Source organism: Ectobacillus panaciterrae DSM 19096, assembly GCF_000430785.1.
Classification (GTDB): domain Bacteria; phylum Bacillota; class Bacilli; order Bacillales; family Bacillaceae_G; genus Ectobacillus; species Ectobacillus panaciterrae.
The window spans coordinates 37,207-62,756 of record NZ_KE387247.1; the positions used below are offsets into that span (position 1 = coordinate 37,207).

Below are 25,550 nucleotides of genomic sequence, written 5' to 3' on the forward strand. Positions count from 1 at the left end.
GCATACTTTGCGTCCTGTTAGAAGAAAGTAAGGGAAATATCGGAAAATAGGAGTGGGACGTATGCCGAAAATCGTGTCCGTAGGAATTTCCCCGCCGCCGCACATACTGACGCAGGAAACGGTTGTGAGCTTTGTGAAGGACTTGTTTGGAGGTACATTTAAGGACATTAAGCGGCTTCTTGGTGTATTCGAAAACGGGCAGATTGAAAAGCGGCATTTTGCAAAGGATTTCTCTTGGTTTCAAAAGGAGCGCACATTTGAAGAACGGAACCATGCATACATAGAAAGCTCCGTGACATTAGGAGCAAAAGCAATTGAAAATTGTTTGAGCAATTCATATTTTCTGCAGCGCCCTGTATGTGCAGAAGACATTGAGGCGTTTTTTTTTATCTCTTCCACAGGGCTTGCGACACCGACAATCGATGCGAAAATTATGAATGTCCTCCCGTTTTCAGCTCATACGAAGCGTATTCCGATTTGGGGGCTGGGCTGTGCGGGAGGAGCGGCTGGTTTATCTCGGGCGTTTGAATACTGTAAAGCTTTTCCGAAAGCAAAGGTAATTGTATTGGCTGTGGAGCTGTGCAGCCTGACATTCCAGCGTAACGATTTATCAAAAAGCAATTTGATCGGCACATCTTTGTTTGCTGATGGAGTCGCTTGCGTGCTCGTTGCAGGCGATGAAGCAGATGTAGCTTCTGCATTGCCTGTGCTGCCCGCTTATAAAAGCTCCCAGTCCACTCTTATGAAGGATGCAGAGGATGTAATGGGCTGGGATGTGCGAAATAACGGTTTATACGTTATTTTTTCCAAGGATATCCCCACTATCATTCGAAGTTGGCTTCGTCCGAATGTCGAGAGCTTCTTAATGAAGCAGGACATGCGGGTAGGGGACCTTATGCATTTTATCGCGCATCCCGGCGGCAAAAAGGTATTGGAAGCATACGAGGAATCTCTGGGCATGACAGAAGATAAAACGCGTATATCCTTTGAAGTCCTGCGGCAATATGGCAATATGTCTTCCGCGACTGTATTGTACGTGCTCGAGGAATATATGCAGATGGTTCGAACAGCAGGCGAATCTGGTTTGATTGCGGCATTAGGTCCGGGATTCAGCTCTGAGCTTATTTTAGTGGAGTGGGTGGAAGTGTAATGGTGTTTTTTGTCTTTTTTGCTTTTGTTGTGCTGCAGCGTATCGTAGAGCTGGTGATTGCAAAGAGAAACGAAACGCGCATGAAGGAGAAGGGAGCGATTGAGTTTGGCGAAGGGCACTATAAATATATTGTCCTTTTACATATTTCCTTTTTGCTTTCTGCGGCAGGCGAGGTGCTGTTTTTTCATAAAAACATATCTCCGCTTTGGCCGATTCTTCTTCTCGCATTTACCGGTACGCAGCTGCTCCGCGTATGGGCCATTTCTTCTCTCGGTCCATATTGGAACACGAAAATCATTGTGCTGCCAGAAGCTGAGATTATAAAAAAAGGACCGTACCGCTTTATAAGACACCCGAATTATACAGTCGTTATCTTAGAGATTTTGCTCATTCCGCTGTTGTTTCAGGCGTATTTCACAGCGATGCTGTTCAGTGTTCTAAATATTTTCGTGCTGCATATACGTATTCAAGAAGAAGAAAGAGTGCTGGCTGCAATGACAAACTATGAAAAAGCATTTGCAAAAATTTCGCGTTTTACTCCTTAATTATATTGATAATCATTCTCTTTAGTGATACAATACATTTAAAATTGATAATGATTATCAGAAGGTGGCGGTAAAAATGGTATATGGTTTTCTGGCAGGTACGATCGTTGTATATATGGCGGTAACAAAATATGTGCTGAAGAACGTTGCAGGAGCGGCAAAATGAATAAGCTGAAATAAAAAATCCCTTTCTAATATAAAAGTGAAAGGGATTTTTTTGTTTTTCTAATGTGAAAAGGACGAAAATTTAGTAAGATAAAGAAAGAATATCTTGAGGTAAAGGGGAATACAAGGGATGGTTAAAATCGCACAATCACAAGTACAACGCTTGTTGTATTTGTATGACATGTGGAAAGACAAAGGGGACGCCCAGAACAGCGCACGCCTAGGCGATGTGATCCGAAAATACGCCAAGCAGGAATTCATGATTGCGTTTTGCGGACACTTCTCTGCTGGAAAATCCACTATGATGAATTATTTATACGGAGAAGATTTGCTGCCGACAAGTCCGATTCCGACAAGCGCCAATGTCGTTAAAATTCAGCGTGGCGAAAATCGGGTTGTATTAACGCTTAAATCCGGAGAGCAGCATGCGTATGAAGGGGCGTATACAGACGAACAGCTGAAGCAGCTGTGCAAAAACGGCGATGAGGTCATCGGCATTCATATTACAAGAACAGACGCGGCTTTGCCAGAAGGTGTGATGCTTGTAGATACGCCTGGCATTGATTCCACAGATGACGCACATAAGCTTGCCACTGAATCTGCGCTTCATCTCGCGGACGTGATTTTTTATATGATGGATTACAATCATGTGCAATCAGAAGTGAACTTGCAGTTTGTAAAAGAATTGAAGGACCGGCAAAAGCGCGTATACCTTATCGTGAATCAAATTGATAAACATAAGGAAGAGGAGCTGACTTTTGAGGCCTATGCTGACAGTGTAGCGGCATCCTTCGCAAACTGGAATATTAGTACTGACGGTATTTTTTATACGTCGCTGCGCAATCGGAAACATCCTCATAACGAAATCGCGAAGCTTGAAAACCTCATCGAGGATATTATGAAGCAGCGCATGACGTATATGGAAGAGAGTGCAGACAAGGAAGCAAGTTATTTGTTAAAGGAGCACGAGAGATTTCTGTATAAGAACCATCAAGAAGAGATGGAAGAAATGCAGGAAGATTTATCCGGCGCCTCTTTACAGGAAGCAGAGAGCGCTCTTGCTCAGCTGTATGAGCAGGAGCAGCAGCTTTTGCAAAGTGAAAAAACAGCCAAGACTGATTTTTTAAAGGGATTGGATCACATTTTGCAAAATGCATACTTGCTTCCGTTTGATGTACGCAGTTTAGCTGAAGCATACTTGGAGACGGAGTTGTCCAACTTCAAGGTCGGTTTATTTTTTTCAAAAGCAAAAACACAAAAGGAAAAAGAGCAGCGCTTGCTTGCATTTTACGAAAAGTTCCGCGAGACTGCACAAGCACAGCTTGATTTCCATGTGAAAGAATATATACTGGCCTTTTTGCAAGAGCAAGGCATTTATACAGAAGAGGCGGGACGCCAGGCATACGAAATTTCCGCATCGTTTGAGCCGGCGCTTTTAACAGACAATGTGAAGCGGGGCGCAGGTCTGACAGGCGATTATGTATTGAATTATACAAATGATGTGGCCGCAGCGGTGAAAAAGCTTGTGCGCGATCAGACAGCGATCTTTATGGAGCAGCAGTTCGCTTTGCTTGCACAAAAGCGGCAGCAAGAGCTTGCGAATATCCAGAGAGAGATTATAATGTATGAAAAGCAAAAAACGGCATATACAGCTGTAAAGGAGAGTGCGCAAAGCGTACACGCTTATATACAAGAGCTGTATGATGTATGGGAGGAGCGGAAGCAGCCTGAGATAAGGACGATAGACAGTCTGCTTGAAGAACAAACAGCTGTTGTTTCTAAGCCGCTGTTGATCGCGCCGCAAGAGCAGAACGCAGTTGAGGAAATGGAAGAAAAGGTTATTCCTGCTGCAGCGCCCGGAAATCGCGTTCATGCGATTGTAGATTATGTGAAGAAGGCAGAAGCTGTCATTAGGTCCATTCCTGCTTTCCATCATTTGCATAATGAAATGATGGAAAAGCGCTCCCGCGTGGAAACAAAGCAGTTTACTGTAGCGTTATTCGGTGCGTTTAGTGCAGGGAAATCTTCATTTGCCAATGCGCTTTTAGGTGCGAAAGTGCTTCCTGTATCACCGAATCCTACGACTGCTGCCATCAATAAAATCGTACCAGTGACGAGCGAGAGACCTCATGGAACGGTGCTCGTTCAGTTGAAAGCGGCAGAGACGCTGCTTCAAGATTTACAGCTTGTATATAAAATATTTGAAAAGAATGTATCCTCTCTGCAAGAAGCGATTGATGGGATACCTGAATTGCTTGGGCATCCTTCCCCGAGCGGCCGTCAAAAAACAACGCTCAGCTTTTTGCGGGCAGTGCAAGCCGGGTATCCTGTCTTTGCCGAACATTTGGGGGAAATGCTTGAAACAAACATAGCGGATTTTGCTGAGTACGTAGCAAACGAAGAAAAATCATGCTTTGTTGAATATATGGAGCTGTATTACGATTGCGAATTCACGAGAAAAGGCATTACGCTTGTCGATACGCCGGGAGCGGATTCCGTGAACGCGCGCCATACGGATGTAGCGTTTCAGTATATTAAGAACGCCGACGCCATCTTATTCGTCACATATTATAACCATGTATTTTCCCGAGCTGACCGCGAGTTTCTCATTCAGCTCGGCCGCGTCAAAGATTCGTTTGCCATGGATAAAATGTTTTTCTTGATAAATGCGGCAGACTTGGCAGCTACTGCTGATGAATTGCAAACGGTAAAGGACTATATAAGCGGACAGCTTCTGCAGTACGGGATCCGTCACCCGCGTTTATTCGCGGTGTCCAGCTTGTTTGCGCTCGATGAAAAGCTTGGCAAAAGCATCGCGCCGGGTCAATACGGTATAATGGAACAATCCGGCATGCAGCATTTTGAAGAAGCATTCACGTCCTTTATCATGCGTGATTTAATGCTTGTGTCATTAGTGGCGCTGCAGGGCGCTGTACATGCTTGTGAAAATCTGTTGCACACAATGATTACAAATGCATTAGAAGGAAACGAGCAAAAAGAAGCAAAGCGCCGACGCTATGAAAAAGAACGGGAATTTATGCAACGGGCCGTTTCTTCGTACAGTGTTTTAACAGAAGAACAGGCGCTCATGCAGGAAATCCGGGAACTTTTGTATTATGTAAAGCAGCGTGTATTTTTCCGTTACAATGACGTATTTACGGAAATTTTCAATCCGGCAATACTGCGGGCAGATAACGGCGATGTGAAACAGAGACTGCGGGAATGCGTAATGGAAATGATCGATTTCTTGAAGCATGATCTTATGCAGGAGATGAGAGCGACTTCCTTGCGCGTGGAAAGCTGGATGAACAAAAAGCTGGAGTTTTCAAAGAATGCATTAAAGGAGCAGTGTCTCGAGCGGAACGAATATGTATCGCTCTCTGACAGCGATGCATTTGTTTACTCCTCTGTTCATCATGCAGAGCCGTTTGTGCACATGGAGGCGCAGCAATTTAAAAAAGCTATGTCTTATTTTAAAAATGCAAAGAGCTTTTTTGAGAAAAATGAAAAAGTGCTGTTCCAAGACGAAATGAAACTTGTGTTAGATCCAGAGGCATCGCAGTATATACAGGAAGAAGCAGAGATATTGACGCGCCATTATGCGGAGGAATGGCAGGCGGCGTGGCAAAACGTGAAAGATCATTTGCAAGAAGACATCACGCAATATTTTGAAGGTGTACTGCATGCTCTATCAGAGGATATTGACGTATCGCTCTATGAACAGGCAAAAGAAAACCTGCAGCAAATTCGAAAAGCGATAGACGAGGAGCTGAATATGGTATAATAGCTCTGACCCCGGAGGGCCAGAGCTAAGAAAAGAAAAGGCGCTCAATGCGTTTTTGCAATACCATATCCAGCGTCTTTACAAGTCCGGCGTATTCATCCGTGGACACCATATGCGAAAGCACGAGCCGTTTTCCTTCGGGGGTTTCGCCGGACAAAATAAAGGAGGTCAGTTCGTACGTTTTTCCTTCCATAATTAAGGTCGGATATTTCGTTTCGGGGCTCTTTCCTTTTCCGCCGTCAATCGCTATAATGTTGCATCTGTTCTTGCTATCGTTTTCGTTCATTGCTTATCCCCCCTTTGTATTACATATTTACGGGGCAAAAAGTTTAGAACAAGAAAGGGAAGAAGCATGAAACAAGTTATAATTGAACAAGATGTGCATGTACCTATGGAGCTGCTTTTGCTTGCGGATCCGAGCGAGAAACAAATTTCTTCGTACTTAAAAAGAGGACTTGTGTTTTCTGTCCATATGCAAGGTGAGCTTTTGGGTGCATACGTACTGCTCACGGCCGGGCACGATGGAAATCATGAATGTTGCGCTAAAAAGCAGCAGGGACAAGGTATCGGCAAACAGATGATTTTCCATGCGATTGAAACGGCAAAACAGCATAACATGCATACGCGATCGGCACAGGCAACTCTAGTGTCGGGCAGCTTGCACTGTATCAAAAATGCGGATTTCGCATTGTCGGAATTGAACAAAATTATTTTATCAAGCATTATGACGAACCGATTGCGGAAAATGGTATACAATGCCGTGATATGATTCGTCTTGCTATAGACTTATAAGAGGTGAATAGAATGGAAGTACATAAAGCGATAACAGCTCATTCAAAAAAACAGCAAGCGGCTGTCGTGGAATTTTTGAAATTGGAAACGCAGAGAGAAGCGGCAATTGAGGCTGCAGTGGCATTATGCCAAAACGGTCAACCTTTTTCTGTGGATGCGATTAATGCAGTAACGCGGGAAATAAATGCTTTTGCAAAAGACGGGGTTGTGCCAGAGCGCAAATATGTAACACCTGAAATGGTGCAGGAGTACGTGAATCGCCTCAAAAAATAGGGGGAATTGTGATGAACTATGTTGTGGAAGCAAAGTGGCTGGCAGAGCATATACATGATGAATCTGTTCGTATCATCGATTGCCGTTTCGATCTTGGCAATACATCTTTAGGACAAGAACAATATCTTAAAGAGCATATTGTGAACGCTCTGTATTTTAATCTCGATACAGATTTATCCGGGAATATTGCCACCCATGGCGGGCGGCATCCGCTCCCGGATTTAGAGCTATTTGTTGAAAAACTTTCAGATGCAGGCATTGATCAAGATACAACAATTGTAGCTTATGACAGTCAGCATGGTGCAATGGCATCTCGATTTTGGTGGATGCTCACATATCTAGGTCATCACAAGGCATTTGTGCTGAACGGGGGCTTCCCGGAATGGAAGAAACAAGGTCTGCCGACAACTGAACAAGTTCCAGTTTTTACAAGAAAAAATTTTATTGCTTATCCTCAGCATGACATGCTCGTGCATATGGAGGATGTTAAGGAACGTTTGGAGAAAGGGCATGATTTTATTTTAATTGATTCCCGTGAGCCTGGCCGTTACAAAGGTTTAGAAGAACCGATTGATGCAAAAGCGGGGCATATCCCCACGGCACACAATCAATTTTGGAAAGAGGGCGTAACTGCCGAAGGAATGTTCAAGTCAAAAGAAGAGCAAGAAGAGCGCTTTAAAGTCTTGGATAAGAACAAAGAAATTATCGTGTACTGCGGGTCAGGCGTTACGGCTTGCCCGAATGTACTGGCAATGAAGTCTGCCGGTTTTTCTAACGTGAAATTATATGGCGGAAGCTGGAGCGACTGGATTTCTTATGAAGACAATCCTGTAGCATCTAAAAATTAAAAACTCTTGTATTGCGAAGCTCCTGTTTTTGTAATACAATAGGTTCACAAAGATGATACAAACATGATTTTACAGTATAGCTTAAATATGATACGATAATAACAAATAAAACGTCCTGCGGTGTACGTGGCTTGTTTATGTCTTAAACCAACATTGTTAATATGGAAGCTCAATATTTAAATACTGACATCATGCCTTGCAGTAAGGAAGATGAAGGCGTTTGTGAGAGCATCCACCTGCGAGAGCGGGTTTATGGACATACTGGAGTGACGGCACAGCGGGGTACCTACATAACCTTACGATTTTCGTGAGGTTTTTTATTTTGGGAGGAAAATACATGAAGAAGATTTTATTAATTGACGGAATGGCCTTATTATTTCGTTCCTTTTATGCAACAAGCGTATATGGACAATTTATGAAGATGAAAAACGGTACGCCGACAAACGGCATTCACGGCTTCGTCAAACATGTTTTAGCAGCGATACAGGAAGTGCAGCCGACACATGTAGTGGCATGCTGGGATATGGGCAGCACAACGTTCCGTACCGAATCATTCGAACAATATAAAGCGAACCGCGTTGCTCCTCCTGATGAACTGAAGCCGCAATTTGATTTAGTAAAAGAAGCAGCTGCGATGCTTGGCATTCCAAACGTCGGACTGGCAGGCTATGAAGCGGATGATTGCATCGGCACGCTGGCAAGAGTGTATCAAGAAGACGGCGAGGTATTTGTCCTTACTGGCGATACGGATTTACTGCAGCTAGCTGATGTAAATACAACGATTATGCTTATGCGCAAAGGGATTGGAAACTATGAGTTTTATACACCGGAGAACATTCTCTCGGAAAAAGGCGTGCACCCATGGCAAATTGTCCACGTAAAAGCGTTCATGGGAGATTCGAGTGACAACTATCCAGGCGTAAAAGGCATTGGAGAAAAAACGGCGTATAAGCTCATTCAGCAATTCGGCACGGTGCAAGGCGTATTGGACAACCTGCCGTTATTAACGAAAGCGCAGCGTACGAAAATTGAAGCTGATATGGACAATCTGTTTTTATCCCTGCAACTGGCGGAAATTCATTGCGAAGTGCCGATTTCGTGCGAGCTTACGGAAGCGTTATTCATGATTAGTGAAGAGCACATACATCAAATATGCAAAGAACTGGAATGGAGCCGTCCGGAGCCATTTCTCATGATGCTGTAGAGCGGTCAAGCGACCGCTCTATTTTTCTGGCCAGCCTTTCATTTTTTTCGTACATTCCTCTTTACTGTAATAGCTGCTATGCCTTGTATCGACTTGCCGGCACATAAAGCTGTTTGTGATAGGAGGGATTCAATGAATGCTCTCCGGTACCAGTACATAAAACGCCTCATAGATTTTTTCCGCGGCAATGTGAAAATCCATAGCAGTCCCCATAAAATGTGAAAAATTTCAGTATATAGGAAATAGTGGGAAAAACATCTACCGATAAATTTTAGAATAGAGTAAAATTACACTATAAGAAAAGATGGTAATGATGTGAACACAATAACTCATATAATGTAATAACACAGGAGGGGAGAATATGAAGCGAAATGAGTTGGTTTCTTTCATAGAGAAATGGATTAATGAAGGGATCATTACTTCTGAACAAGGGGAGCGCATGCTGTCTTCGGCAGAGACAAGGACAGAAGAACGCGGGTTTTTGCTGCGCTTGCTGCCTTTGTTCGCAGCGATTTTGCTTGGACTGAGTATGCTTACCTTTATTGCTTCTAACTGGGGCGGCATGACGGATGAAGCAAAGCTCGCTGTCATTTTTATTTTCGTTCCGGCATTCTATGCGGCAGGAGCAATCTTGTACAGGAAAGGAAAGCATTCGTGGGGAATTGCCGGCATTTTTTTAGGCGTAGTCAGCTTTGGAGTGGGAATGCTGTTAATTTCTGACATGTTCCAGTACATGGCATACGATGCATCTCTCTTTTTCTTTTGGTCTTTGTTCGCGCTCTTATTTGCATGCTTGTACCGCAACATGCTGTTAATTGTTCTGGCCGCACTTTTAACAATTGCAGGGCAAATATACAGTGCATCCGCATTTGAGTCGGTTCATACGGGCATTCTACTCGTTTCTACAGTTTGTTTTATATATATTGTACAGAAAGAAAAGAGATGGATGTACAGCTTTATTTTGGCGCTGCTCACGATAATACAGTGGTGTGTATTGCTTCCATTCAGCTTCCATGCACCGGGAGGCGTTTGGGCGCAGCTTGTACAATACACCGTTCCCTTTATTGTACTGATGATCATGGTATTTATGGGAGAAAAAGCAAAGGAAGACTATATCACTCTATTTAAGAAAGCGGCGCTGTTTGCCTTATATCTTTATTATGTATATAACATTATTCTGTCGGAAGCCATTGTAGCAAATCATGTGAAACCGGCTGTCATTACAATTTATGCATTACTGCTGCTTCTTGCGTTTACTTTGTCTTATTCTTGGAAAAAGCAAACTGGTACCATATTTTCGATTTATGAGTGGATTTTATTTGTTCCTGTCCTGTTTCTTCAAAACGAAACAGCTGCGGATTGGGCTGCCCTCCTTATTGTAATGTGCTATCCGGTCGGATTGCTGCTGGAAGGGTACAAATATGTACAAAAACAAAAAATAGCAGCTGGTTCGCGTTTGTTCATCGTCAGCATATTTGCAGTTTACTTCCAATTCGGTTTTACATATATGTCAAAATCGCTTTTCTTCCTCATTGGAGCAGTGCTTATTATCGTACTTTATATCTTTCTGTCAAAAAAAGAAAAACAGGTGCTGCAGCATGGAAGGGAGCAGAAAAAATGAGGAAGAAAACATGGTTTATCATTGTATTGGTCATTTGTCAACTGCTCGTGCTCGCAGGAATGGCGGGGATTCGGTATTATACAAAGGCAAACGGCAAGGATATTGTTTTGCTGACGGAGCCTGCAAATTTCAGTGAAATGAGGTATGAAAATACGATTTATCTTTCTTATACGGCAAGCAGCATTTCCTGGGAAAAATGGAGCGGCAAGCAGCGTCCGGAGCAGGGTGACAAGGTATATGTTTTGTTCCAAAAAAGCGGGAATGTATATGAGCCTGTGCGCGTGACAAAAGAGAAAATAGAGTCATCAAACGATACCGAAGCAATTTTAGCCGGCAAGTATCAATATGAATCGGATGGTACTATGCATATCTCCTATGGTCTGGAACGTTATCGTTTCAAACAGAACGAGTCCTTGAAGCCCGGAGAACGGCAGTGGAAGGTACATGTGAAGGTATCTGATTATCATCAGTTTATTACAAAGATAGAACCGTAGACAAAGAGGGCGCTGCGCTCTCTTTTTGAAACGCAAAAAAGTATAAAATTTGGGGCGGAGAACCTCTGCCTTCCGGAGCTGAACGAGCCGATTCCGCTTTTTTTGTCTAGCTCCATCGGCTAACTCCTCCTGTCAGAGAACCCCCGCCCATAAAGGTAAAAAGCACCTTTTTGGGCGGAGAACCTCTGCCTTCCGAAGTTGAACGAGCCGATTCCGCTTTTCTTGTGTTTTCAGAAAACAAAAAACAAGTTATGATAGTTAGGACAGCATGGATAAGGTGGGAACAGAATGACAACGAACGAATATATCTCTTTTTTGCGTGCAAAGGGCTTTAAACTGCCAGAGGATGCGCTTGGATTTATCGCTTTTGGCCAAAAATATACGGAAGCGCCCGATGAAATGGTAAATATCGCAATAGAAGCCACGCTAAAGCATCAGCGTCATTTTGACGGAAGCTATTTCGTTGCGCTTTTAGAAAGACTGCAGCAGGAAAAGATTGCAGATAAAAAAAGCGCACAGGCATATGTGCGCAGGCTTGAAAGATAAGCCTACGCTGCCTGTGCTTTTTCTTTTGGCTTGCTTGGAAGCTCCGCAAAAATCATGCCGAGCAAAATGAGCGCGCAGCCGGCTATAGCCGGTACGGTTAGTGTTTCATTAGCGGCAAATACACCAGTTAAGGCAGCAAATACCGGCTCCATCGCCAAAATGATCGCTACGCGTGTCGGCGAAGTGTGTGTTTGCGCTGCAGTTTGTACGAAAAAAGCGATCGACGTAGCAAACACAGCAGTCAAGAGCAGCGCAAACAAAAAGGAGCTGCTTGTCCAAAGCGCAGGGGATAAAATGCGCTGCCAATCTTCAAACAAAACTGCGCAAATAGAGGAAAACACTCCGACGGCAAGAACCTGCATCGCACTTAAAAACAGGGGAGTAAACCGGCGTGAATATTTTCCGTTCATTAAAATGTGAACCGCAAATGAAACTGCACAGCATAATACTAGAATATCGCCTGTGTTGAAGGTGAAGGAATTATCGGCAGTCAGCAGGAACAAGCCGATTGTTGCCACGAAAACCCCCAGTACAGCAAGCAATCCGGTTTTCTGCCTAAGAAATAAAAACGAGAACAGCGGAATCATGACAATGCTTAACCCTGTTAAAAATCCGGCCTTTGAAGAGGTTGTGTATAAGAGTCCGAACGTTTGAAATAAGTAGCCCGCGAATAAAAAGAAGCCGATTAAGATGCCTGGAGCAATAGACTGTTTCCTTTCTTTTGCAGGGCGAAACAAAAGTGCAATTAGAAGGATAAAGCCCGCAAGCAAAAAGCGCACTGCATTAAAGGTAAATGGCTCCACTAATGAAATGGCATTTTGTACGATAACGAATGTTATGCCCCATATAAAGGCTACAAATAATAAACCAAGATGTGCAAAAAACTCTTTGCGCAACATACTACCTCCTTTGTTGTGAAATCGCTTTTCGTGCTAGTTCGTCCGCCACTTTATTTTGTTGGCTCGGAATCCACTTTAGAAAAAATAAATCAAATTGTTCAATAAGCTGCAGCGCTTCCGCAAGCAGGGGCATAAATGTTTTATTCTTCACATATTGCTTTTCTACAGCTCGCTCTACAAGCTGGGAATCCGTTCGGAACGACACCACTTTATAGTTATGCGCCAGGCAATATTTTAATGCTGCAAGCAACGCTTTGTATTCTGCTTCATGGTTGCTCATGTTGCCAAGCGGAATAGAAAGCTGAACAGGTTTGTCAATGCCTCTGATGAAAATGCCTGCGCCGGACGGACCGGGATTTCCTTTTGTTGCTCCGTCAATGTAAACCTCGATCAACTTAATGCCTCCTTTTATCCAATAGTAATGGTATACTGAGCAGCGAAAGTTTTGCTCTGTTCCAAAATTTGAATCCCCTTCTTATCCTTCAGCTCGCCGGGCGCCCCGGCTTTATCTGCCATTCCGTACCAAGGTTCAATGCATACAAAAGGCGCTCCCGTGCCTTCCGACCAAATCCCTACATACGGAAATCCCTCAAAATTGACTCGTATAAACTTATCATGATTGCGTCCGCGAATGGAAATTTCATTTTTGTTCAATCCTTCTAAAATAATGGCATCGTCTGCAAACAGCTCCTGCGAAAGAGGTAAAATTTCTGCAGCATCAGCAAGAAGCTTTTTCTCGTCCGTAATATACCCGTTATCAAGCGTATATGTTGCTAACTGTTCCGGCTCGGAAAATTGCAAATAGTAATCGGTGTAGGCTTCTCCTTCTAGAAGAGGAACGCGGAATCCCGGGTGCGCGCCGATGGAAAAATACATGTCGCTGTGACCGCAGTTCTTTACTTCATACGCAATGTGAAGGGATGCTTGCTCCAATTTATAAGTAATATACAATTCAAATTGGAATGGATAGATTTGCATCGTATCTTCGTTGCTTGCTAAACGATATGTAAGGCTGTCTTTTGTTTCATCCGTCAATTCAAACATCGAATCTCTGGCAAAACCATGCTGGGGAAGAGTATAGGATCGTCCATTCACATAATATGTATTTTCTACTAATCTGCCGACAATGGGAAACAAGACAGGCGCATGACGCTTCCAATAGGCAGGGTCAGCTTGCCATATATACTCTGTATCGTCGCTTTTAGACCGTACACTCGTCAGTTCAGCACCAATTTTCGATACACAAATACGCAGGTGTTCATTTGCAATCGTCGAAATCATATGTATTCTCTCCTTTGAATGGAATAGTTCTATTATAACAAGCATGTGAACAAATACATAAAGAAAAAGGACAGCCTACTCAAGTTGTCCTGCAGAACCGATTTTCATGCGTCTTGCAATATAGCTAAACGGTGTATTGGCAACCGATACCAATTTATTTCCTCCAAGTTTTAATATCGCGGGATGGTTGTGAATCGCGCAGTGTGTATGAAAATAATAACGTATTGTAAAATAGGGAGAGAAGATAATTCAATGTATTTTCGTAAAGTCTTTAAATTTTGATAATAAAGGAGCCCTTTCATGAAATATCGAATTGAATGGACATATAAAACGAAGAACGGCTTGGAAACAGTTTTGCAAACAGAATATTTACGCTTAGAAGAAGCATTGCAATTCGCTGTGGATTTTGAAAAAACCGGGCGGGCAAAGGAAATTGCTTTTTATGATGAGATGGGTACGCATTGGAGCAAAAAAGAAGCGGAGAAGCTCGTGAAGCAGGTAGAAGAAGAGCCCCACGACGTTGTTCTTTATTTTGACGGAGGTTATGATATTCAAACGAAACAAGCCGGTGTCGGTGTGAGTATTTACTACAAACAAAATGGAAAAACTTATCGTATCCGCCGCAATGAACCATTCGGAGAGCTGGAAAACAATAATGAAGCAGAGTACGCTGCCCTGCAGTTTGGCATACAAATATTAGAAGAGTTAGGTGTGCAGTATCAATCCGTTATACTGCGCGGAGATTCGCAAGTCGTTTTGAATCAATTATCGGGCGAGTGGCCTTGCTATGAAGAAAATTTAAACAAGTATCTTGATCGTATCGAGGAAAAAGCCAAAGCGCTGAAGCTGAAATTAGCGTGTGAACCGATTTCACGAAAAAGCAACAAAGAAGCGCATCAGCTTGCTTCTCAAGCGCTGGAAGGAGTTTTTATCGACAGTCATGCAATTGTCGAGTGAAAGGTGGAGACATTGTGAACCGAAAGCAGCTGATTTCACAAGTGCATGATTTAATTGAAACATACTGCGCAGGCTGCTTTGTGAACAGTCATTTTCGCAAGGAGCACGGAAAAAGCTATGCACAGTCATTTTGTATTAAGCAATGCACAGTAGGCGAAAAATTAAAAGAATACGGCAAAAAGCTGTCATAATAAGAAAAGCGGAATCGGCTTGTTCAGGCGCAGAACCTAAGGTTCTCCGCCCTAAAAAGCGCTTTTTGCTTTTTTGTGGCGGAGGTTCTTAGGTGGCAGCGCCTAGCCGATGGAGCTAGACATCAAGAAAAGCGAAGCCCTCGAGGTGCAGAATCAGAGGTTCTCCGCCCTTAAAGGCGCTTTTTGCCAATACATCGGCGGAGCTAGACATGCCCCAAAGTTTCATACTTTCTAAAGAAAAAACCGCCCAAGGGGCGGTTTTCTTCTGGCTGATGCAGGGGAAAAGCATCCTGCCTACGAGTTTCATCTTAATGTTTTGCTGCAATCAACTGATGTTCTACGCTCGAAAGCTTTGCTTCTTGCTCTTGTAAAAAATCTGCATCCAAATCGGTTGCGACACCTTTCATTTGTTCAAGCTGAGCGCGCGCTTCTGCCGCTGCCGTTGCTGCACGCTGCAGCGATTCCGGGTCCATGGTGACTGTAGCAGAGCCTATCATTTGTTGCGCTGCCTCCACTTTCATAGACACTTGTTCAAAACCATTAAACGGTTTACTCACTGCTTTTGCCTCCTTCATTCCTTATCAAGCATAGTGTTTGTCCGCAAAAAAGGAAATATGCAAAAAGAAAAGTTCTGCCGGCTCGTTCAGGTGCAGAACCAGAGGTTCTCACCCCTCAAAGGTGCTTTTTACCTTTGTGTGGGTGAGGTTCTCTGGTGGCAGCACCTAGCCGGAGGAGCTAGACATCAAGAAAAGCGGAGCCGGCTCGTTCAGGTGCAGAACCAGAGGTTCTCTACCCTTAAAGGCGCTTTTTGCCTTTATGTGGTAGAGGTTCTCTGGTGGCAGCACCTAGCCGGAGGAGCTGGACATGCCTTCATTTGATACTCTTCATACAAAAAAAGCTGTCCCTATACTTGGGACAGCCTTTCGTATTTAAACAAAATTATACTCTTACAACGTTAGCAGCTTGAGGTCCACGGTTTCCTTCTACGATATCGAAAGAAACTTCTTGGCCTTCTTCTAAGGATTTGAAGCCTTCGCCTTGAATAGCAGAGAAATGTACGAATACATCGTTGCCGCCTTCTACTTCAATGAAACCAAAGCCCTTTTCGTTGTTAAACCATTTTACTTTTCCTTGCATGTTATATTTCCTCCTAGAACGTTACTATCTCATTTAATATGTATACACATGCTAAATGACAATTCTAATATACACCAATTGGAAGATATTAGTCAAGTAAGCGTTTTACTTTTTGAAAAGTACAGGGAAAGGTTATAGTACATCCCCTCTTCAAATATGTTTAATTGTGGTTGTACATAGAGGAGGGAATATATGCAAACGTCAAAAACATCATACTTGCTTGATAACGAAAGCATACAAAACCGAAAAGATTTGCCGGAATGGCTTCATATGGAATTCCAAAATTTCTCGAAGGTTGTATCTAATCCTACATTTCCATGTTATTTCGGCATGACGGCTCTTAAAAAGAATGAGCTGCGCTATTCCTTTATCATGCAGGATGATTGGAGCATGCTTCCTCAGGCCCTGCTTTCGTTTTTAGAGCGTATCAAGCAAAAGCCCCTAGTGCGGCGCGGCTTGTTTCTATTCGCGGAACCGGAGAAAGAGGAGCGCTCACTTGACTACTACCGTGCATATTTTTGGAAAGTGCTTCAATATTTGCATGAAAAAGACAATCTACAGTGGCCGTCCCATATTCCGCAGGATCCTGATCATTATTTGTGGGAATTTTCTTTTGGAGGAGAACCGATTTTTGCGTTTGGAAACGCACCGGCTTATAAACAGCGGAAAACGAGAGATCTTGGCCGCTCGCTTATTATCGGGTTTCAGCCGCGCATCATTTTTGAAGGGCTGGAAGGTGATCGACCGAAAGGAGCCTATTCAAGACAAATGGTGCGGGAGCGCGTGGAGAAATGGGACGGCTTGCCGAAGCATCCGAACATCAGCCATTACGGTGATTTGGATCATCGTGAATGGAAGCAATATTTTATTGGAGATGATAGTAAGCCTATTGAAGGAAAATGTCCGTTTCATCATAAAAAAGGCCGTTAGCTTGCTGACGGCCTTTTTTATAAGCGGGAAAGAAAGCTTGAATATGTCAGGTTGCATCTGAACGAACAGGCAGCGCCTTTCTTGTAAATATAAGAAATTATAAAATTTCACGTAATGAATTTAATTATTTTTCTTCATTTAAAACCCATGATGTTCCCAGTTTACGACATACAAAAGAACGAACATGCTTACTTAGTCAAAAATACCGGAGTGGACGTAAAGGTTTTGAACGTTACTATACTCAGCAGGCGCTCTATGCCCGCCTAAAAAGAATGTTGGGCGGGTTTCTCCTATGCTGCGTTTTTCTTGTATGCATATTTCTTGCCGGAGCGGGTAGTTTAAAGTTGGAAGTTTCCATTTTTCGTCTATTTTTTGGAAAAACCTCATTTATTAATATTAAAATGGAAAGAAAGGAATCGTATATGTTCTTTGTTTTGATTCAGCAAATCGTTCTCGGTATTTCTCTCGCAGCTCCCGTAGGTCCTATCAATATTGAAATAGTGAAGCGCGGCATTGAGAAGGGATTTTGGCATGCTTGGTCAGTCGGACTCGGAGGCATGACTGCGGATATCTTGTTTATGCTGCTCATTTACTGTGGATTATCGTCATTTTTTATGTATCCGCCTGTACAGCTGTTCATGTATTGCATCGGCTTTTTTTTGCTGTTTCATCTCGGTTTTACGAGTATTAAACAAGGAATTTCAAAGCGCGGGATGGAATATATGAAGGAAGAGATTGGCGGAATACGGCAATCTTATGTAACTGGATTTGTCATCGCTCTCTCAAACCCGCTGAATTTAGTATTTTGGTTCGGTGTTTACGGAAGCACGCTGAGCTCTCTGCTGACAAAGGTAAGTAAACAGGAGGCGATGTTGTACAGTCTTTGTATCATTTTAGGAATTATTTTATGGAATTTAAATATAGCTTTTTCCATTCACTTTGGCCGCACGCTGCTGAAACCTCGAATGTTGGGATGGATTACGGCAGGAGCGGGAGTGGTTTTGGTCGGCTACTCTATTCACTTCGCTTATAAGGCAGTACAGCTATTCATTTAGGGAGGGATAAAGAATGTATCGTACAACTGTTAACGAAAAAGAAATCATCGTAAAATTATCAACAAAACTGATAAAAGAAGTAGAAAATCGTACGCCTGTTTATGAATCTGTTGTATCGATTGCACAGCGTGTGCTGCAGCGCCCTGAGCAGGTGAGCTTTGCAGTTAACCATAAGGAAATCGGACTTATTATCGGCGAGGTGCATAGGGGAGAAATAGTTGTTTTTTCTGTGGAGCATATCATTGAAAAGCAAAATATTTTTCAGCAGCAGCTGCTTGACCGCAATTTTGAACAGGGGGCCAGCTTCTAAAACCACATATGCTTTTTCTAGTTTTCACTATATAAACAATTTGTGTATATATTCGCAAATTGTTGCGATTTTCGAATATAAGGGGCTCGGACCGTATGCTATAGTAAAAGCAGAAAGAGCATAGGGATGATGAAGATGATCCGATGTGAATGGCAGGATTTCTCCACTGAAACAGAGCCGTATATATATGAAAAATTCGAGGAAATTGCAGGCGATGAATTTGATGTGATGATGGATGAAAGCGGATTTCCGCAATATGTTTGGACCGCCAATTATGTACCGTAACAAAGAGAAACAAGATCTTAGAAGAAATCGAGTTTAAAATCATTCTGAGAAATCTAGTTTGTGAATAATAAAAACAGCTGCTAAAATGGCAGCTGTTTTTATTTGTATGCATCATTTTCTTTTAGCATATTTTGTCGATCGAAATCTTGTTTTGTATGTTGAATGGCAAAAGCATATAAGAGAAAAACAGCATGGTTGTTACATTGCGATAGAAACCTAGCAGACGGACAGAAATATATGGAGAAAGAACACGATTAACATTAAGAAGAATGATGGAAAAAAATCCCGTCATAATAGCACTTAAAATAAGATAGGGGAATAATTTTGAGAGCGTTTTCTATTATAATAAATCATTTCAAAAAATTGGAATAAAATGACCAAATTTGTCTAACGAAAACCCTTTCATAAGCAGGACAGATTCAATAAAATGAACTTAAGTTTCTGAATATTACTGATATTTTATTGTGTTTTCATTCATTTGCATGATGTATTTATAGAGAGGGGAGGGCAGATCGCACGAATGCTCTTATACAGGATTCATGCATGAATTTCAGAGGGGAGAGGATTACGATGGAAATGAAGCAAGATACACACACAAACCAAAATGAAATCGATTATACGGAAATCGCTAAGTCTGCTGAGTTCAAACAGCTGTTGCAAGCTAAAAAGAAGTTTATTATTCCTATGTCTTTATTCTTTTTTTGTTTTTACATTGCGCTGCCTCTTATGACATCTTATTCAAAGGTGCTTAACAAAACGGCATTCGGCGATATCACTTGGGCTTGGGTGTTCGCGTTCGGTCAGTTTGTGATGACGTGGTCGCTTTGTATGATTTACAGCAAAAAAGCTGCGTCCTTTGACAAAATATCTGCCGGTATTCTGCAAAAATTAAATAGGGGGAGGGGCTAAGGTTGAATACTACTGCTTTTGCATTGTTCTTAGTAATCGTTTTAGGTACGCTCGTAATTACATACTACGCCTCGAAGAAGACAAAAAATGCAAGCGATTTTTATACAGCCGGCGGCGGACTGACAGGCTGGCAAAACGGACTGGCGATTGCCGGCGACTATATGTCGGCTGCATCATTTTTAGGGATTGCCGGCGCTGTTGCCTTAACAGGATTTGACGGTTTCTTCTATAGCATCGGATTTCTTGTTGCTTATTTGGTCGTTCTTTACTTAGTGGCAGAGCCGCTGCGCAACTTAGGAAAGTTTACTTTGGCAGATATGATCGCAGCGCGTTTTGACCAAAGAAAAGTACGCGGCGTCGCAGCGTTAAACACGATGACAATCTCCATTTTCTATATGATTGCACAGCTGGTAGGAGCAGGTGCACTTATCAAATTATTATTGGGAATCGAATATACTACTTCTGTGTTAATCGTAGGAACGCTGATGACAGTGTATGTAATTTTCGGCGGTATGACTGCGACGAGTTGGGTGCAGATCGTAAAAGCAGTTCTTCTGATGGCCGGTACTCTTGTGATTTCTATTATCGTATTTGCGAAGTTTGGCTTTAGTGTAACAGAGATGTTCAGTCAAATGAAAACGGCAACGCCGCTCAAGGAAACATTTTTAAACCCAGGCGTGAAGTACAAAAACGGATTGGACACACTTTCTTTAAATTTGGCGCTTGTTCTCGGAACAGCAGGATTGCCGCATATCCTTGTCCGTTTCTTTACAGTGCGTGATGCAAAAACGGCTCGTCAATCTGTTGTATATGCGACATGGATGATTGGTGCCTTCTATATTATGACTATTTTTCTTGGATTCGGAGCAGCGGCATTCGTTGGCAACGCTGAAATCATAAAAGCGAACCCAGCCGGAAACATGGCTGCACCTTTATTGGCAAAGGAATTAGGCGGAAACTTCTTATTTGCATTCGTATCTGCTGTTGCTTTTGCGACAATTCTGGCGGTTGTGGCAGGTCTTGTTTTAACGGCAGCTTCTGCCTTTGCTCATGATTTCTACAACGAAATTTTGCGTCGCGGCAAAGCGACAGAAAAGGAACAGGTTTCAATGGCTCGTTACGCTTCCGTCGGTGTTGCAGTATTATCCATCGTGTTAGCATTGTTCGCTCAAACATTAAACGTGGCATTCCTTGTAGCGCTTGCGTTTGCAGTAGCAGCAAGTGCGAATCTGCCGGTCATTTTATTTACGATTTACTGGAAGAAATTTAATACAGCAGGTGCAATTGCAGGGATGCTGACTGGATTAATTTCCGCGATTGTGCTTGTGGCTATAAGCCCGAACGTGTGGAATCCAGTAGCAGGAAAAGCGATTTTTGTAGGGGAGCCGTTAATTACTTTAACAAATCCAGGGATTATCTCTATCCCGCTTGGCTTCTTAGCCGCTTATCTTGGAACGGTTCTTTCCGGCAAAAAAGAAAGCGAAGCAAAATTTGATGAAATTCTTGTTAAATCCAATACGGGCCACGGCATCAGCAACGTGTCCTCTCATTGATGAAGAAAGCAAGGCTTATTGTTCTTTAATGTATGAATCATCTTGTTTGTCATATTCATATCGTTTTTTGTAAAAGGTGTATTTTTATTCTATTTTAAATTGGTATATGAAAATGAATAGAAGAAAGCATGACAAGTCGTCATGCTTTCTTTTGCGTCAATTCGCAGCGTATTGGAAAATCAAGCGGCCTGATTGTGCATCATAGCTCGTTGACAGCTTTGCTTTTGCAAAGGAAAGGGATTGGTTAATTTGATTTGCCGGTTTGCCTTCTCCTAAATTTTGCAGAATGTTCGCAATTTCCGAATCGGATAGCTGCGGATCAATTAGTTTTAAGATTACCGCAACCGCATCAAAAAAGGATGTGTAAGCCTGTTGAGTTGGAACTGAGCCTACAAGAGCTAGATTGGTATAGACACCGCTTTTTTTATCTACCGTAATTCCGACTCCGTTGCCGTTGCTGATAGGAATGCTGAATACGATATACTCAGTCGTATCCTGATATACTTGTGGATTTTGCATAGCGATACCAAACTGCTGAGCGAGGCTGTTAAACGATGAGATAAATTTATTGATCTCATATTGCTGAATCGGATCCCCATTCGGTGCAGGTTGTGGATTTGGAGCAGGAGTAGGATTTGGAGTAGGATTTGGAGTAGGATTTGGAGTTGGGGCAGGAGCAGGAGCAGGCACAGGTTCCGATTTTTTTGGTGAATCTTTTTCACAAGCGCTTATGAAGCCAAATGCCAAAAGACATGCTGCTAACATGCGCAAAAGCTTATGAATATAAATCTCCCCTTTCTGAGAAGCTGTTTCTTGCTGTAAGAGGGTTTCTCTTTAGTTTCACTATATGAGGGAGTATTTTCTGTTATACGTGGACTGACTGGTTTTTTGTCGAATTATCTTGTCTTATGGGAAAAGCGTATCTCTGCCAGGAGGCCGTATAAATCGCAATAAGGAAATGGAAATATTGATTATAATTGTAACGAATTTATTTTTCGTTCTTTTTAAAGAGCGATTTTAAAATATATTGACGTATAATAAAAAAATGAAGTAGAATGTGGATAATAAAGGGGATTTAATAGAAAAACGTTCTTTATAAGATAATGGAAAATTAGAAAAGGGGCAGGAATCGATGAATCGAGATTACATTATTACAGAAATAATGAGTGTTTTAAAACAGTGTATATCTTCCCATATGCCATTTTCTCAAATAGAACAAATACTGGAGCGTGCAGCGGACAAGTGTCATGTAGAATATGAGGATGTAGTAGCCTTATATAATAAAATGTCTCTTTTTCAAGCCGAGATAGAAAAAATGGGCGGAGAAGAGGCATATGAAAAGTCTGGATTTATGTGGTTTAAACCGGAACTGGAGCTGTTATTACATGCATATAAGTTCTTTCAAAAGAACGGCATCAGTGTAATCATTATTTCCGAAAAGCTGAGTAAAGACGGTCTGAATATCTTTCCAAAAACGAAAAGTCAATTGCAAAACACATACTATAAATTGCGAAACAATCAGCTTTCGTTAGAAAATCTGACAAAACAAAAGCCAGGCCGAAAACCCGGGCAAGAGTATCCAAAAGAGTCCAGAAAGCAGTCGAAGCAAGTAAATTGGCCTGCAGGAGAAATTGCAAATCAGCAAAATCATCTTGCCCAAAGAGACGCACAAGTAGTTCACGACAAACCGAAAAAAAATCTCGTACAGCTTTTATCAGGCATGATTCATCATTTTCAGATCATCAGTGAACATAATAAAGAAAACGAAAAGAAAATGTATCAGCTTATAGAAGGTATATACGAGCTGTCCAGCATAGCAGCACAAAGCACAAAAACGCCAGAAACAGAAGTAAGTCTTCTGCTGCAAGAAACAGAGCGATTAAAAAGAGAAAAGACAGAAATGGCGGAGCATATTCAAAGTATAGTAGGCAATGTTCATTCCTTTATTGAGAGCTCTGATGTAGAGCAAATTAAAGGATTGTCTAAGTTTGTTGATACATGCAAAACGGATTTGAACAAGCTGAGCTTATATAGTACGCAAGCAACTGAAGTATAAATATGCTTGTATGCAGGCGGTAGTTCTTGTTTTTATTCAAACTGATAATAGAGGGAAACTAACAGATTCTTTTCGGTTATAGAAAAGGACTTTTCTTTATAATAGATTTAATATATAGAAATAACATTATCGTAACTAATTTTATGAATGCATTATTCTTAATATTCTGCGTTTATATTATTTGCTCCATAGCATGTGACTGTACGAAGAGCCGTTTCAATCCATGAAGGACGGGAAGAAGTTTAAAGAAAGAAGGTTTTTCATGATCAAAGGTATTATCTTCGACTTTGACGGACTTGTAGTTGATACGGAAACAATATGGTTTCAAGCGTTTCAAGAAGCGGTACACCGATATGGAATGAATTTGACTTTAGAGCAATTTGCCCGCGTTATCGGAACGCATGATGCGGAATTGTACTCGCTTATAGAAAGAAGCATCACAAAACCGGCAACCTTAGAACAAATAAAAAAAGAAGCGCATGAGCTTTTTCACCTAAAGATGGGAGAGCCTGTCCTGCGCGATGGCGTAAAGGAGTACTTGGAAGCAGCAACAGCGCTCGGTTTACATATAGGTCTAGCCTCCAGTTCAAGCCGCAATTGGATAGAAGGGTATCTAAACAAACTCGGCATTATTGATTATTTTCAAGTAATTAAAACAAAAGAAGATGTAAAGTATGTAAAACCAGATCCGGAGCTATATATTCAGGCTCATACTGCACTTGGCATCGAGCCTCATGAAAGCATTGCATTTGAGGATTCTCTTAACGGCCTCATAGCTGCGCGAAAAGCCGGGCTGCATTGTGTTATCGTTCCTAATTCTGTCACTATGAATCTTCCATTTGAAGATTTCAGTCACCGTATTTCTTCTATGAGCGAGAGCAAGCTTGAAGATGTGATGCAAAAAGTGATTGAGGCTTCAGTTCATAAAGGTTAGCTACATCCGCTATATAAATGCAACTAAAAAAATCGACATAAAAACTTTTCTTTTAGGGGGGAGAGAGCATCCGGCTAAGCGTAGAAGCGGTCAAACCCTTTTCGTGGCCCACGCAGGGAGAGAGAGAGGGAGCGAGCGCAGTTTCCCTTTTGTTCTACGTGGCAAACGATAGATATGGCGGAATAACAAAGTGGACTTATATAGCATGGGTATGCCGTGAAATAAATGCTGTAACAAATTAAGGGAGATTGCGTATGCAAGCAGTCTCCTTTAAAAACACTCTATTAAATCAAATAAACAAATTATATAGAATAAATAATGAATATATATTATTTTTACAGACAAAAACATAGAAAAAATGAGCAGGAGAAAGAATCGCCCTGAATAAAAGCAGAAAGACTATACAACATGAAAAAGAGCAACACCAATTATGCGAGCTGCTCTCACCAACCTTCACCGTATTCTTCTGCCGACATATTTCTTACATGCCTCCTTTAAACAGCAGCATCAGTAAAGCAGTGATAATAGAAGCGATGACAATGCGTAGAATCCACATAGTATTACTCATAATGCTGCGCAGTTCCTCTTTTATATCATCAATATCCTTTTCACTGACTGTAATTCGTCTTTCTAATAATTGAATATCATTCGTTAAGTTCTTTTGTACTTTTTTTATTTCTTTTATCTCTTCTTTGGAATAATTTCTTTCCTCCAACACATTCACCTCCTCGTAATGTGCTTGTCCTATTATATGTAAATGGAGTTTCATACGTGATAATACAGGTACAAATGTTTAAACAAGAGTACAACAAAATGTCCGAACGCGGAGACGCTTATGAAGTCAAAGCTTATTCTTCTGATGCCGCGACGTATAAGCAATGATTCCATAAAAAATAGCCCTTCAAAAAGGACTATTGTTGCAGGCTTTGTCTTTTCAGCATTTGCGCAAACATCGGATAGAAGTATTGTACAACGAAGCCAAGGGAAGCTGTTACGATAATTGTACCGACCCCGATTGCTCCTTTAAAGAGGAATGCCAATAACAGCGCAAATGTTTCGCTGATGATACGGGAAGTGCGCAAGTTCAAGTTGAAGCGTGTATGAATCGCTACCATCAATGTATCCATCGGGCTTGAAGGGAACTTTGCCTGCAAGTAAATCGCAACCCCGATTCCCATTGTGAGAATACCGGAAATAAGAGCTGTGTATTGTAGGAAAACAGCTTGAGGCGAAAAGTCTTTTAATACAACAAGCAGCCAGAAGTCAATGAGCATGCCGATTACGAAAATTGTTGCGGCTGCTAAAATTTCCGGACGCTTTTTCAATAAAAAAGCATTGATGAAGATGAGAACAATTCCGTTGATGAACACGCACGTTCCGATTGTTAAGTCAAACATTCTGGATTCTCCGACCGCGAGCGCATCCCATGCGGAAGCGCCTAGGTTGGATTTAATAATCAGCGCAACACCAAGTGTTAAAATCAATAATCCGAGTGTGAAAAAAGCAAAACGTTCTTTCATAGATTTTCTCCTTATCATATGTCCGCACGTTATAGTTGTCAGACGTCTGAACAAATGGTATATCCAAATCATACTGAAAGTGCTTTCAAAAAGCAAGATAAATTTTATGGC

28 protein-coding genes, 1 other RNA gene and 1 pseudogene are annotated in these 25,550 nt (G+C 41.9%); 21 read left to right on the forward strand and 9 right to left on the reverse strand.

Annotation, left to right across the window (positions count from 1 at the left end; genetic code table 11):
- The first annotated feature begins 61 nt into the window (after window positions 1-61).
- From H540_RS0124190 to H540_RS0124205, 3 genes are all read left to right on the forward strand, one after another.
- A complete protein-coding gene (locus H540_RS0124190; RefSeq protein ID WP_028402752.1) occupies window positions 62-1,150 on the forward strand; it encodes a type III polyketide synthase in 1,089 nt (362 codons plus the stop codon).
- Entirely contained in the window at window positions 1,150-1,695 is a 546-nt protein-coding gene (locus tag H540_RS0124195) for an isoprenylcysteine carboxyl methyltransferase family protein (protein ID WP_028402753.1), read from the forward strand. Before H540_RS0124190 ends, H540_RS0124195 begins: the two co-directional genes overlap by 1 nt.
- 295 nt (window positions 1,696-1,990) lie before the next feature.
- Window positions 1,991-5,644: a dynamin family protein gene (locus H540_RS0124205; protein ID WP_028402754.1), complete on the forward strand. Its 3,654-nt coding sequence runs from the start codon at window positions 1,991-1,993 to the stop codon at window positions 5,642-5,644.
- Between the two features lie 25 nt (window positions 5,645-5,669).
- Here the strand turns inward: H540_RS0124205 and H540_RS0124210 are convergent, their stop codons facing one another.
- Window positions 5,670-5,930: a DUF3931 domain-containing protein gene (locus tag H540_RS0124210; RefSeq protein ID WP_028402755.1), complete on the reverse strand. Its 261-nt coding sequence runs from the start codon at window positions 5,928-5,930 to the stop codon at window positions 5,670-5,672.
- Window positions 5,931-5,996: 66 nt separating this feature from the next.
- On the opposite strand from H540_RS0124210, the pseudogene H540_RS30800 reads away from it, so the two are divergent.
- The 8 genes and pseudogenes from H540_RS30800 to H540_RS0124250 all read left to right on the forward strand — a co-directional run bounded on the left by H540_RS30800 (window position 5,997) and on the right by H540_RS0124250 (window position 11,422).
- Window positions 5,997-6,436 (forward strand): annotated as a pseudogene (locus H540_RS30800) (GNAT family N-acetyltransferase).
- A gap of 12 nt (window positions 6,437-6,448) precedes the next feature.
- A complete protein-coding gene (locus H540_RS0124220) occupies window positions 6,449-6,709 on the forward strand; it encodes a YpbS family protein (protein ID WP_028402756.1) in 261 nt (86 codons plus the stop codon).
- An 11-nt stretch (window positions 6,710-6,720) separates the two neighbouring features.
- The gene (locus tag H540_RS0124225) at window positions 6,721-7,557 is read left to right on the forward strand and encodes a sulfurtransferase (protein ID WP_034671874.1); all 837 of its coding nucleotides are present in this window, start codon (window positions 6,721-6,723) and stop codon (window positions 7,555-7,557) included.
- A gap of 109 nt (window positions 7,558-7,666) precedes the next feature.
- A non-coding RNA gene (gene ssrS / locus H540_RS32630) (6S RNA) lies at window positions 7,667-7,845 on the forward strand.
- Between the two features lie 49 nt (window positions 7,846-7,894).
- On the forward strand, window positions 7,895-8,761 hold the full coding sequence (locus H540_RS0124230) for a 5'-3' exonuclease (RefSeq protein WP_028402758.1): 867 nt from the start codon (window positions 7,895-7,897) through the stop codon (window positions 8,759-8,761).
- Window positions 8,762-9,122: 361 nt separating this feature from the next.
- The gene (locus H540_RS0124240; RefSeq protein ID WP_028402759.1) at window positions 9,123-10,382 is read left to right on the forward strand and encodes a DUF2157 domain-containing protein; all 1,260 of its coding nucleotides are present in this window, start codon (window positions 9,123-9,125) and stop codon (window positions 10,380-10,382) included.
- Complete coding sequence (locus H540_RS0124245; protein ID WP_028402760.1) at window positions 10,379-10,876, forward strand: GDYXXLXY domain-containing protein; 498 nt, start codon at window positions 10,379-10,381, stop codon at window positions 10,874-10,876. The genes H540_RS0124240 and H540_RS0124245 overlap by 4 nt, the downstream gene beginning before the upstream one ends.
- A 288-nt stretch (window positions 10,877-11,164) precedes the next feature.
- Window positions 11,165-11,422, forward strand: coding sequence for a DUF6123 family protein (locus H540_RS0124250; RefSeq protein ID WP_028402761.1), 258 nt, complete (start codon window positions 11,165-11,167; stop codon window positions 11,420-11,422).
- A gap of 2 nt (window positions 11,423-11,424) precedes the next feature.
- Here H540_RS0124250 and H540_RS0124255 read toward each other — a convergent pair whose 3' ends face one another.
- Genes H540_RS0124255 through H540_RS0124265 form a run of 3 tightly spaced genes read right to left on the reverse strand, consistent with a single transcriptional unit; the run spans window position 11,425 to window position 13,602 of the window.
- On the reverse strand, window positions 11,425-12,318 hold the full coding sequence (locus H540_RS0124255; RefSeq protein ID WP_028402762.1) for a DMT family transporter: 894 nt from the start codon (window positions 12,316-12,318) through the stop codon (window positions 11,425-11,427).
- Between the two features lie 4 nt (window positions 12,319-12,322).
- Window positions 12,323-12,715: a reverse transcriptase-like protein gene (locus tag H540_RS0124260; RefSeq protein WP_028402763.1), complete on the reverse strand. Its 393-nt coding sequence runs from the start codon at window positions 12,713-12,715 to the stop codon at window positions 12,323-12,325.
- Between the two features lie 14 nt (window positions 12,716-12,729).
- Window positions 12,730-13,602: an aldose 1-epimerase family protein gene (locus H540_RS0124265; protein WP_028402764.1), complete on the reverse strand. Its 873-nt coding sequence runs from the start codon at window positions 13,600-13,602 to the stop codon at window positions 12,730-12,732.
- Window positions 13,603-13,902: 300 nt separating this feature from the next.
- Here H540_RS0124265 and H540_RS0124270 point away from each other — a divergent pair, with 300 nt between their 5' ends.
- Together H540_RS0124270 and H540_RS32635 are read left to right on the forward strand one after the other, a co-directional pair.
- Entirely contained in the window at window positions 13,903-14,559 is a 657-nt protein-coding gene (locus tag H540_RS0124270; RefSeq protein WP_028402765.1) for a ribonuclease H family protein, read from the forward strand.
- A 14-nt stretch (window positions 14,560-14,573) separates the two neighbouring features.
- On the forward strand, window positions 14,574-14,750 hold the full coding sequence (locus tag H540_RS32635; protein ID WP_081415266.1) for a zinc-finger domain-containing protein: 177 nt from the start codon (window positions 14,574-14,576) through the stop codon (window positions 14,748-14,750).
- Window positions 14,751-15,058: 308 nt separating this feature from the next.
- Here H540_RS32635 and H540_RS0124285 read toward each other — a convergent pair whose 3' ends face one another.
- Entirely contained in the window at window positions 15,059-15,325 is a 267-nt protein-coding gene (locus H540_RS0124285; protein ID WP_028402767.1) for a DUF2564 family protein, read from the reverse strand.
- A gap of 364 nt (window positions 15,326-15,689) precedes the next feature.
- Window positions 15,690-15,887 (reverse strand): cold-shock protein CspD, encoded by a 198-nt coding sequence (gene cspD / locus H540_RS0124295; protein ID WP_028402769.1) that lies wholly within the window; start codon window positions 15,885-15,887, stop codon window positions 15,690-15,692.
- A 192-nt stretch (window positions 15,888-16,079) separates the two neighbouring features.
- Here cspD and H540_RS0124300 point away from each other — a divergent pair, with 192 nt between their 5' ends.
- The 6 genes from H540_RS0124300 (at window position 16,080) to H540_RS0124325 (ending at window position 20,929) form a co-directional block, all read left to right on the forward strand.
- Window positions 16,080-16,817, forward strand: a complete 738-nt coding sequence (locus H540_RS0124300) for a YqcI/YcgG family protein (protein ID WP_028402770.1) — start codon at window positions 16,080-16,082, stop codon at window positions 16,815-16,817.
- A gap of 422 nt (window positions 16,818-17,239) precedes the next feature.
- Entirely contained in the window at window positions 17,240-17,872 is a 633-nt protein-coding gene (locus tag H540_RS0124305) for a LysE family transporter (protein WP_028402771.1), read from the forward strand.
- Window positions 17,873-17,885: 13 nt separating this feature from the next.
- On the forward strand, window positions 17,886-18,182 hold the full coding sequence (locus H540_RS30805; RefSeq protein ID WP_051317265.1) for a hypothetical protein: 297 nt from the start codon (window positions 17,886-17,888) through the stop codon (window positions 18,180-18,182).
- Window positions 18,183-18,308: 126 nt separating this feature from the next.
- Window positions 18,309-18,467 carry a hypothetical protein gene (locus tag H540_RS30810; RefSeq protein ID WP_245592344.1) on the forward strand — a complete coding sequence of 53 codons (159 nt, stop codon included), beginning with the start codon at window positions 18,309-18,311 and terminating at the stop codon, window positions 18,465-18,467.
- A gap of 570 nt (window positions 18,468-19,037) precedes the next feature.
- On the forward strand, window positions 19,038-19,376 hold the full coding sequence (locus tag H540_RS0124320) for a DUF485 domain-containing protein (protein ID WP_425388173.1): 339 nt from the start codon (window positions 19,038-19,040) through the stop codon (window positions 19,374-19,376).
- A 2-nt stretch (window positions 19,377-19,378) separates the two neighbouring features.
- Window positions 19,379-20,929, forward strand: coding sequence for a solute symporter family protein (locus H540_RS0124325; protein WP_028402773.1), 1,551 nt, complete (start codon window positions 19,379-19,381; stop codon window positions 20,927-20,929).
- Window positions 20,930-21,085: 156 nt separating this feature from the next.
- Here the strand turns inward: H540_RS0124325 and H540_RS34295 are convergent, their stop codons facing one another.
- Entirely contained in the window at window positions 21,086-21,676 is a 591-nt protein-coding gene (locus H540_RS34295) for a hypothetical protein (protein WP_211241929.1), read from the reverse strand.
- Window positions 21,677-22,061: 385 nt separating this feature from the next.
- Between H540_RS34295 and H540_RS30820 the strand changes: the two genes are divergently transcribed.
- Both H540_RS30820 and H540_RS0124340 read left to right on the forward strand, forming a co-directional pair.
- The gene (locus H540_RS30820) at window positions 22,062-22,985 is read left to right on the forward strand and encodes a DNA-binding domain-containing protein (RefSeq protein WP_034671894.1); all 924 of its coding nucleotides are present in this window, start codon (window positions 22,062-22,064) and stop codon (window positions 22,983-22,985) included.
- A 262-nt stretch (window positions 22,986-23,247) separates the two neighbouring features.
- Window positions 23,248-23,919, forward strand: a complete 672-nt coding sequence (locus H540_RS0124340) for an HAD family hydrolase (RefSeq protein ID WP_028402775.1) — start codon at window positions 23,248-23,250, stop codon at window positions 23,917-23,919.
- A gap of 481 nt (window positions 23,920-24,400) precedes the next feature.
- Here H540_RS0124340 and H540_RS0124345 read toward each other — a convergent pair whose 3' ends face one another.
- Window positions 24,401-24,634, reverse strand: coding sequence for a hemolysin XhlA family protein (locus H540_RS0124345; RefSeq protein WP_028402776.1), 234 nt, complete (start codon window positions 24,632-24,634; stop codon window positions 24,401-24,403).
- 196 nt (window positions 24,635-24,830) lie between these two features.
- The gene (locus H540_RS0124355; RefSeq protein WP_028402777.1) at window positions 24,831-25,439 is read right to left on the reverse strand and encodes a YczE/YyaS/YitT family protein; all 609 of its coding nucleotides are present in this window, start codon (window positions 25,437-25,439) and stop codon (window positions 24,831-24,833) included.
- Window positions 25,440-25,550: the final 111 nt, after the last annotated feature.

Bases quoted from the DNA above. Each gene is read 5' to 3' on its own strand.
- H540_RS0124230 (WP_028402758.1), top strand. From the start codon at position 7,895: ATGAAGAAGATTTTATTAATTGACGGAATGGCCTTATTATTTCGTTCC.
- H540_RS0124220 (WP_028402756.1), top strand. From the start codon at position 6,449: ATGGAAGTACATAAAGCGATAACAGCTCATTCAAAAAAACAGCAAGCG.
- H540_RS0124285 (WP_028402767.1), bottom strand. From the start codon at position 15,325: ATGAAGGAGGCAAAAGCAGTGAGTAAACCGTTTAATGGTTTTGAACAA.
- H540_RS0124300 (WP_028402770.1), top strand. From the start codon at position 16,080: ATGCAAACGTCAAAAACATCATACTTGCTTGATAACGAAAGCATACAA.
- H540_RS0124245 (WP_028402760.1), top strand. From the start codon at position 10,379: ATGAGGAAGAAAACATGGTTTATCATTGTATTGGTCATTTGTCAACTG.
- H540_RS0124320 (WP_425388173.1), top strand. From the start codon at position 19,038: ATGGAAATGAAGCAAGATACACACACAAACCAAAATGAAATCGATTAT.
- H540_RS0124265 (WP_028402764.1), bottom strand. From the start codon at position 13,602: ATGATTTCGACGATTGCAAATGAACACCTGCGTATTTGTGTATCGAAA.
- H540_RS0124305 (WP_028402771.1), top strand. From the start codon at position 17,240: ATGTTCTTTGTTTTGATTCAGCAAATCGTTCTCGGTATTTCTCTCGCA.
- H540_RS0124250 (WP_028402761.1), top strand. From the start codon at position 11,165: ATGACAACGAACGAATATATCTCTTTTTTGCGTGCAAAGGGCTTTAAA.
- H540_RS0124190 (WP_028402752.1), top strand. From the start codon at position 62: ATGCCGAAAATCGTGTCCGTAGGAATTTCCCCGCCGCCGCACATACTG.
- H540_RS0124210 (WP_028402755.1), bottom strand. From the start codon at position 5,930: ATGAACGAAAACGATAGCAAGAACAGATGCAACATTATAGCGATTGAC.
- H540_RS0124355 (WP_028402777.1), bottom strand. From the start codon at position 25,439: ATGAAAGAACGTTTTGCTTTTTTCACACTCGGATTATTGATTTTAACA.
- H540_RS30810 (WP_245592344.1), top strand. From the start codon at position 18,309: ATGATGAAGATGATCCGATGTGAATGGCAGGATTTCTCCACTGAAACA.
- H540_RS30805 (WP_051317265.1), top strand. From the start codon at position 17,886: ATGTATCGTACAACTGTTAACGAAAAAGAAATCATCGTAAAATTATCA.
- H540_RS0124340 (WP_028402775.1), top strand. From the start codon at position 23,248: ATGATCAAAGGTATTATCTTCGACTTTGACGGACTTGTAGTTGATACG.
- H540_RS0124195 (WP_028402753.1), top strand. From the start codon at position 1,150: ATGGTGTTTTTTGTCTTTTTTGCTTTTGTTGTGCTGCAGCGTATCGTA.
- H540_RS0124270 (WP_028402765.1), top strand. From the start codon at position 13,903: ATGAAATATCGAATTGAATGGACATATAAAACGAAGAACGGCTTGGAA.
- H540_RS0124225 (WP_034671874.1), top strand. From the start codon at position 6,721: ATGAACTATGTTGTGGAAGCAAAGTGGCTGGCAGAGCATATACATGAT.
- H540_RS0124240 (WP_028402759.1), top strand. From the start codon at position 9,123: ATGAAGCGAAATGAGTTGGTTTCTTTCATAGAGAAATGGATTAATGAA.
- H540_RS0124205 (WP_028402754.1), top strand. From the start codon at position 1,991: ATGGTTAAAATCGCACAATCACAAGTACAACGCTTGTTGTATTTGTAT.
- H540_RS30820 (WP_034671894.1), top strand. From the start codon at position 22,062: ATGAATCGAGATTACATTATTACAGAAATAATGAGTGTTTTAAAACAG.
- cspD (WP_028402769.1), bottom strand. From the start codon at position 15,887: ATGCAAGGAAAAGTAAAATGGTTTAACAACGAAAAGGGCTTTGGTTTC.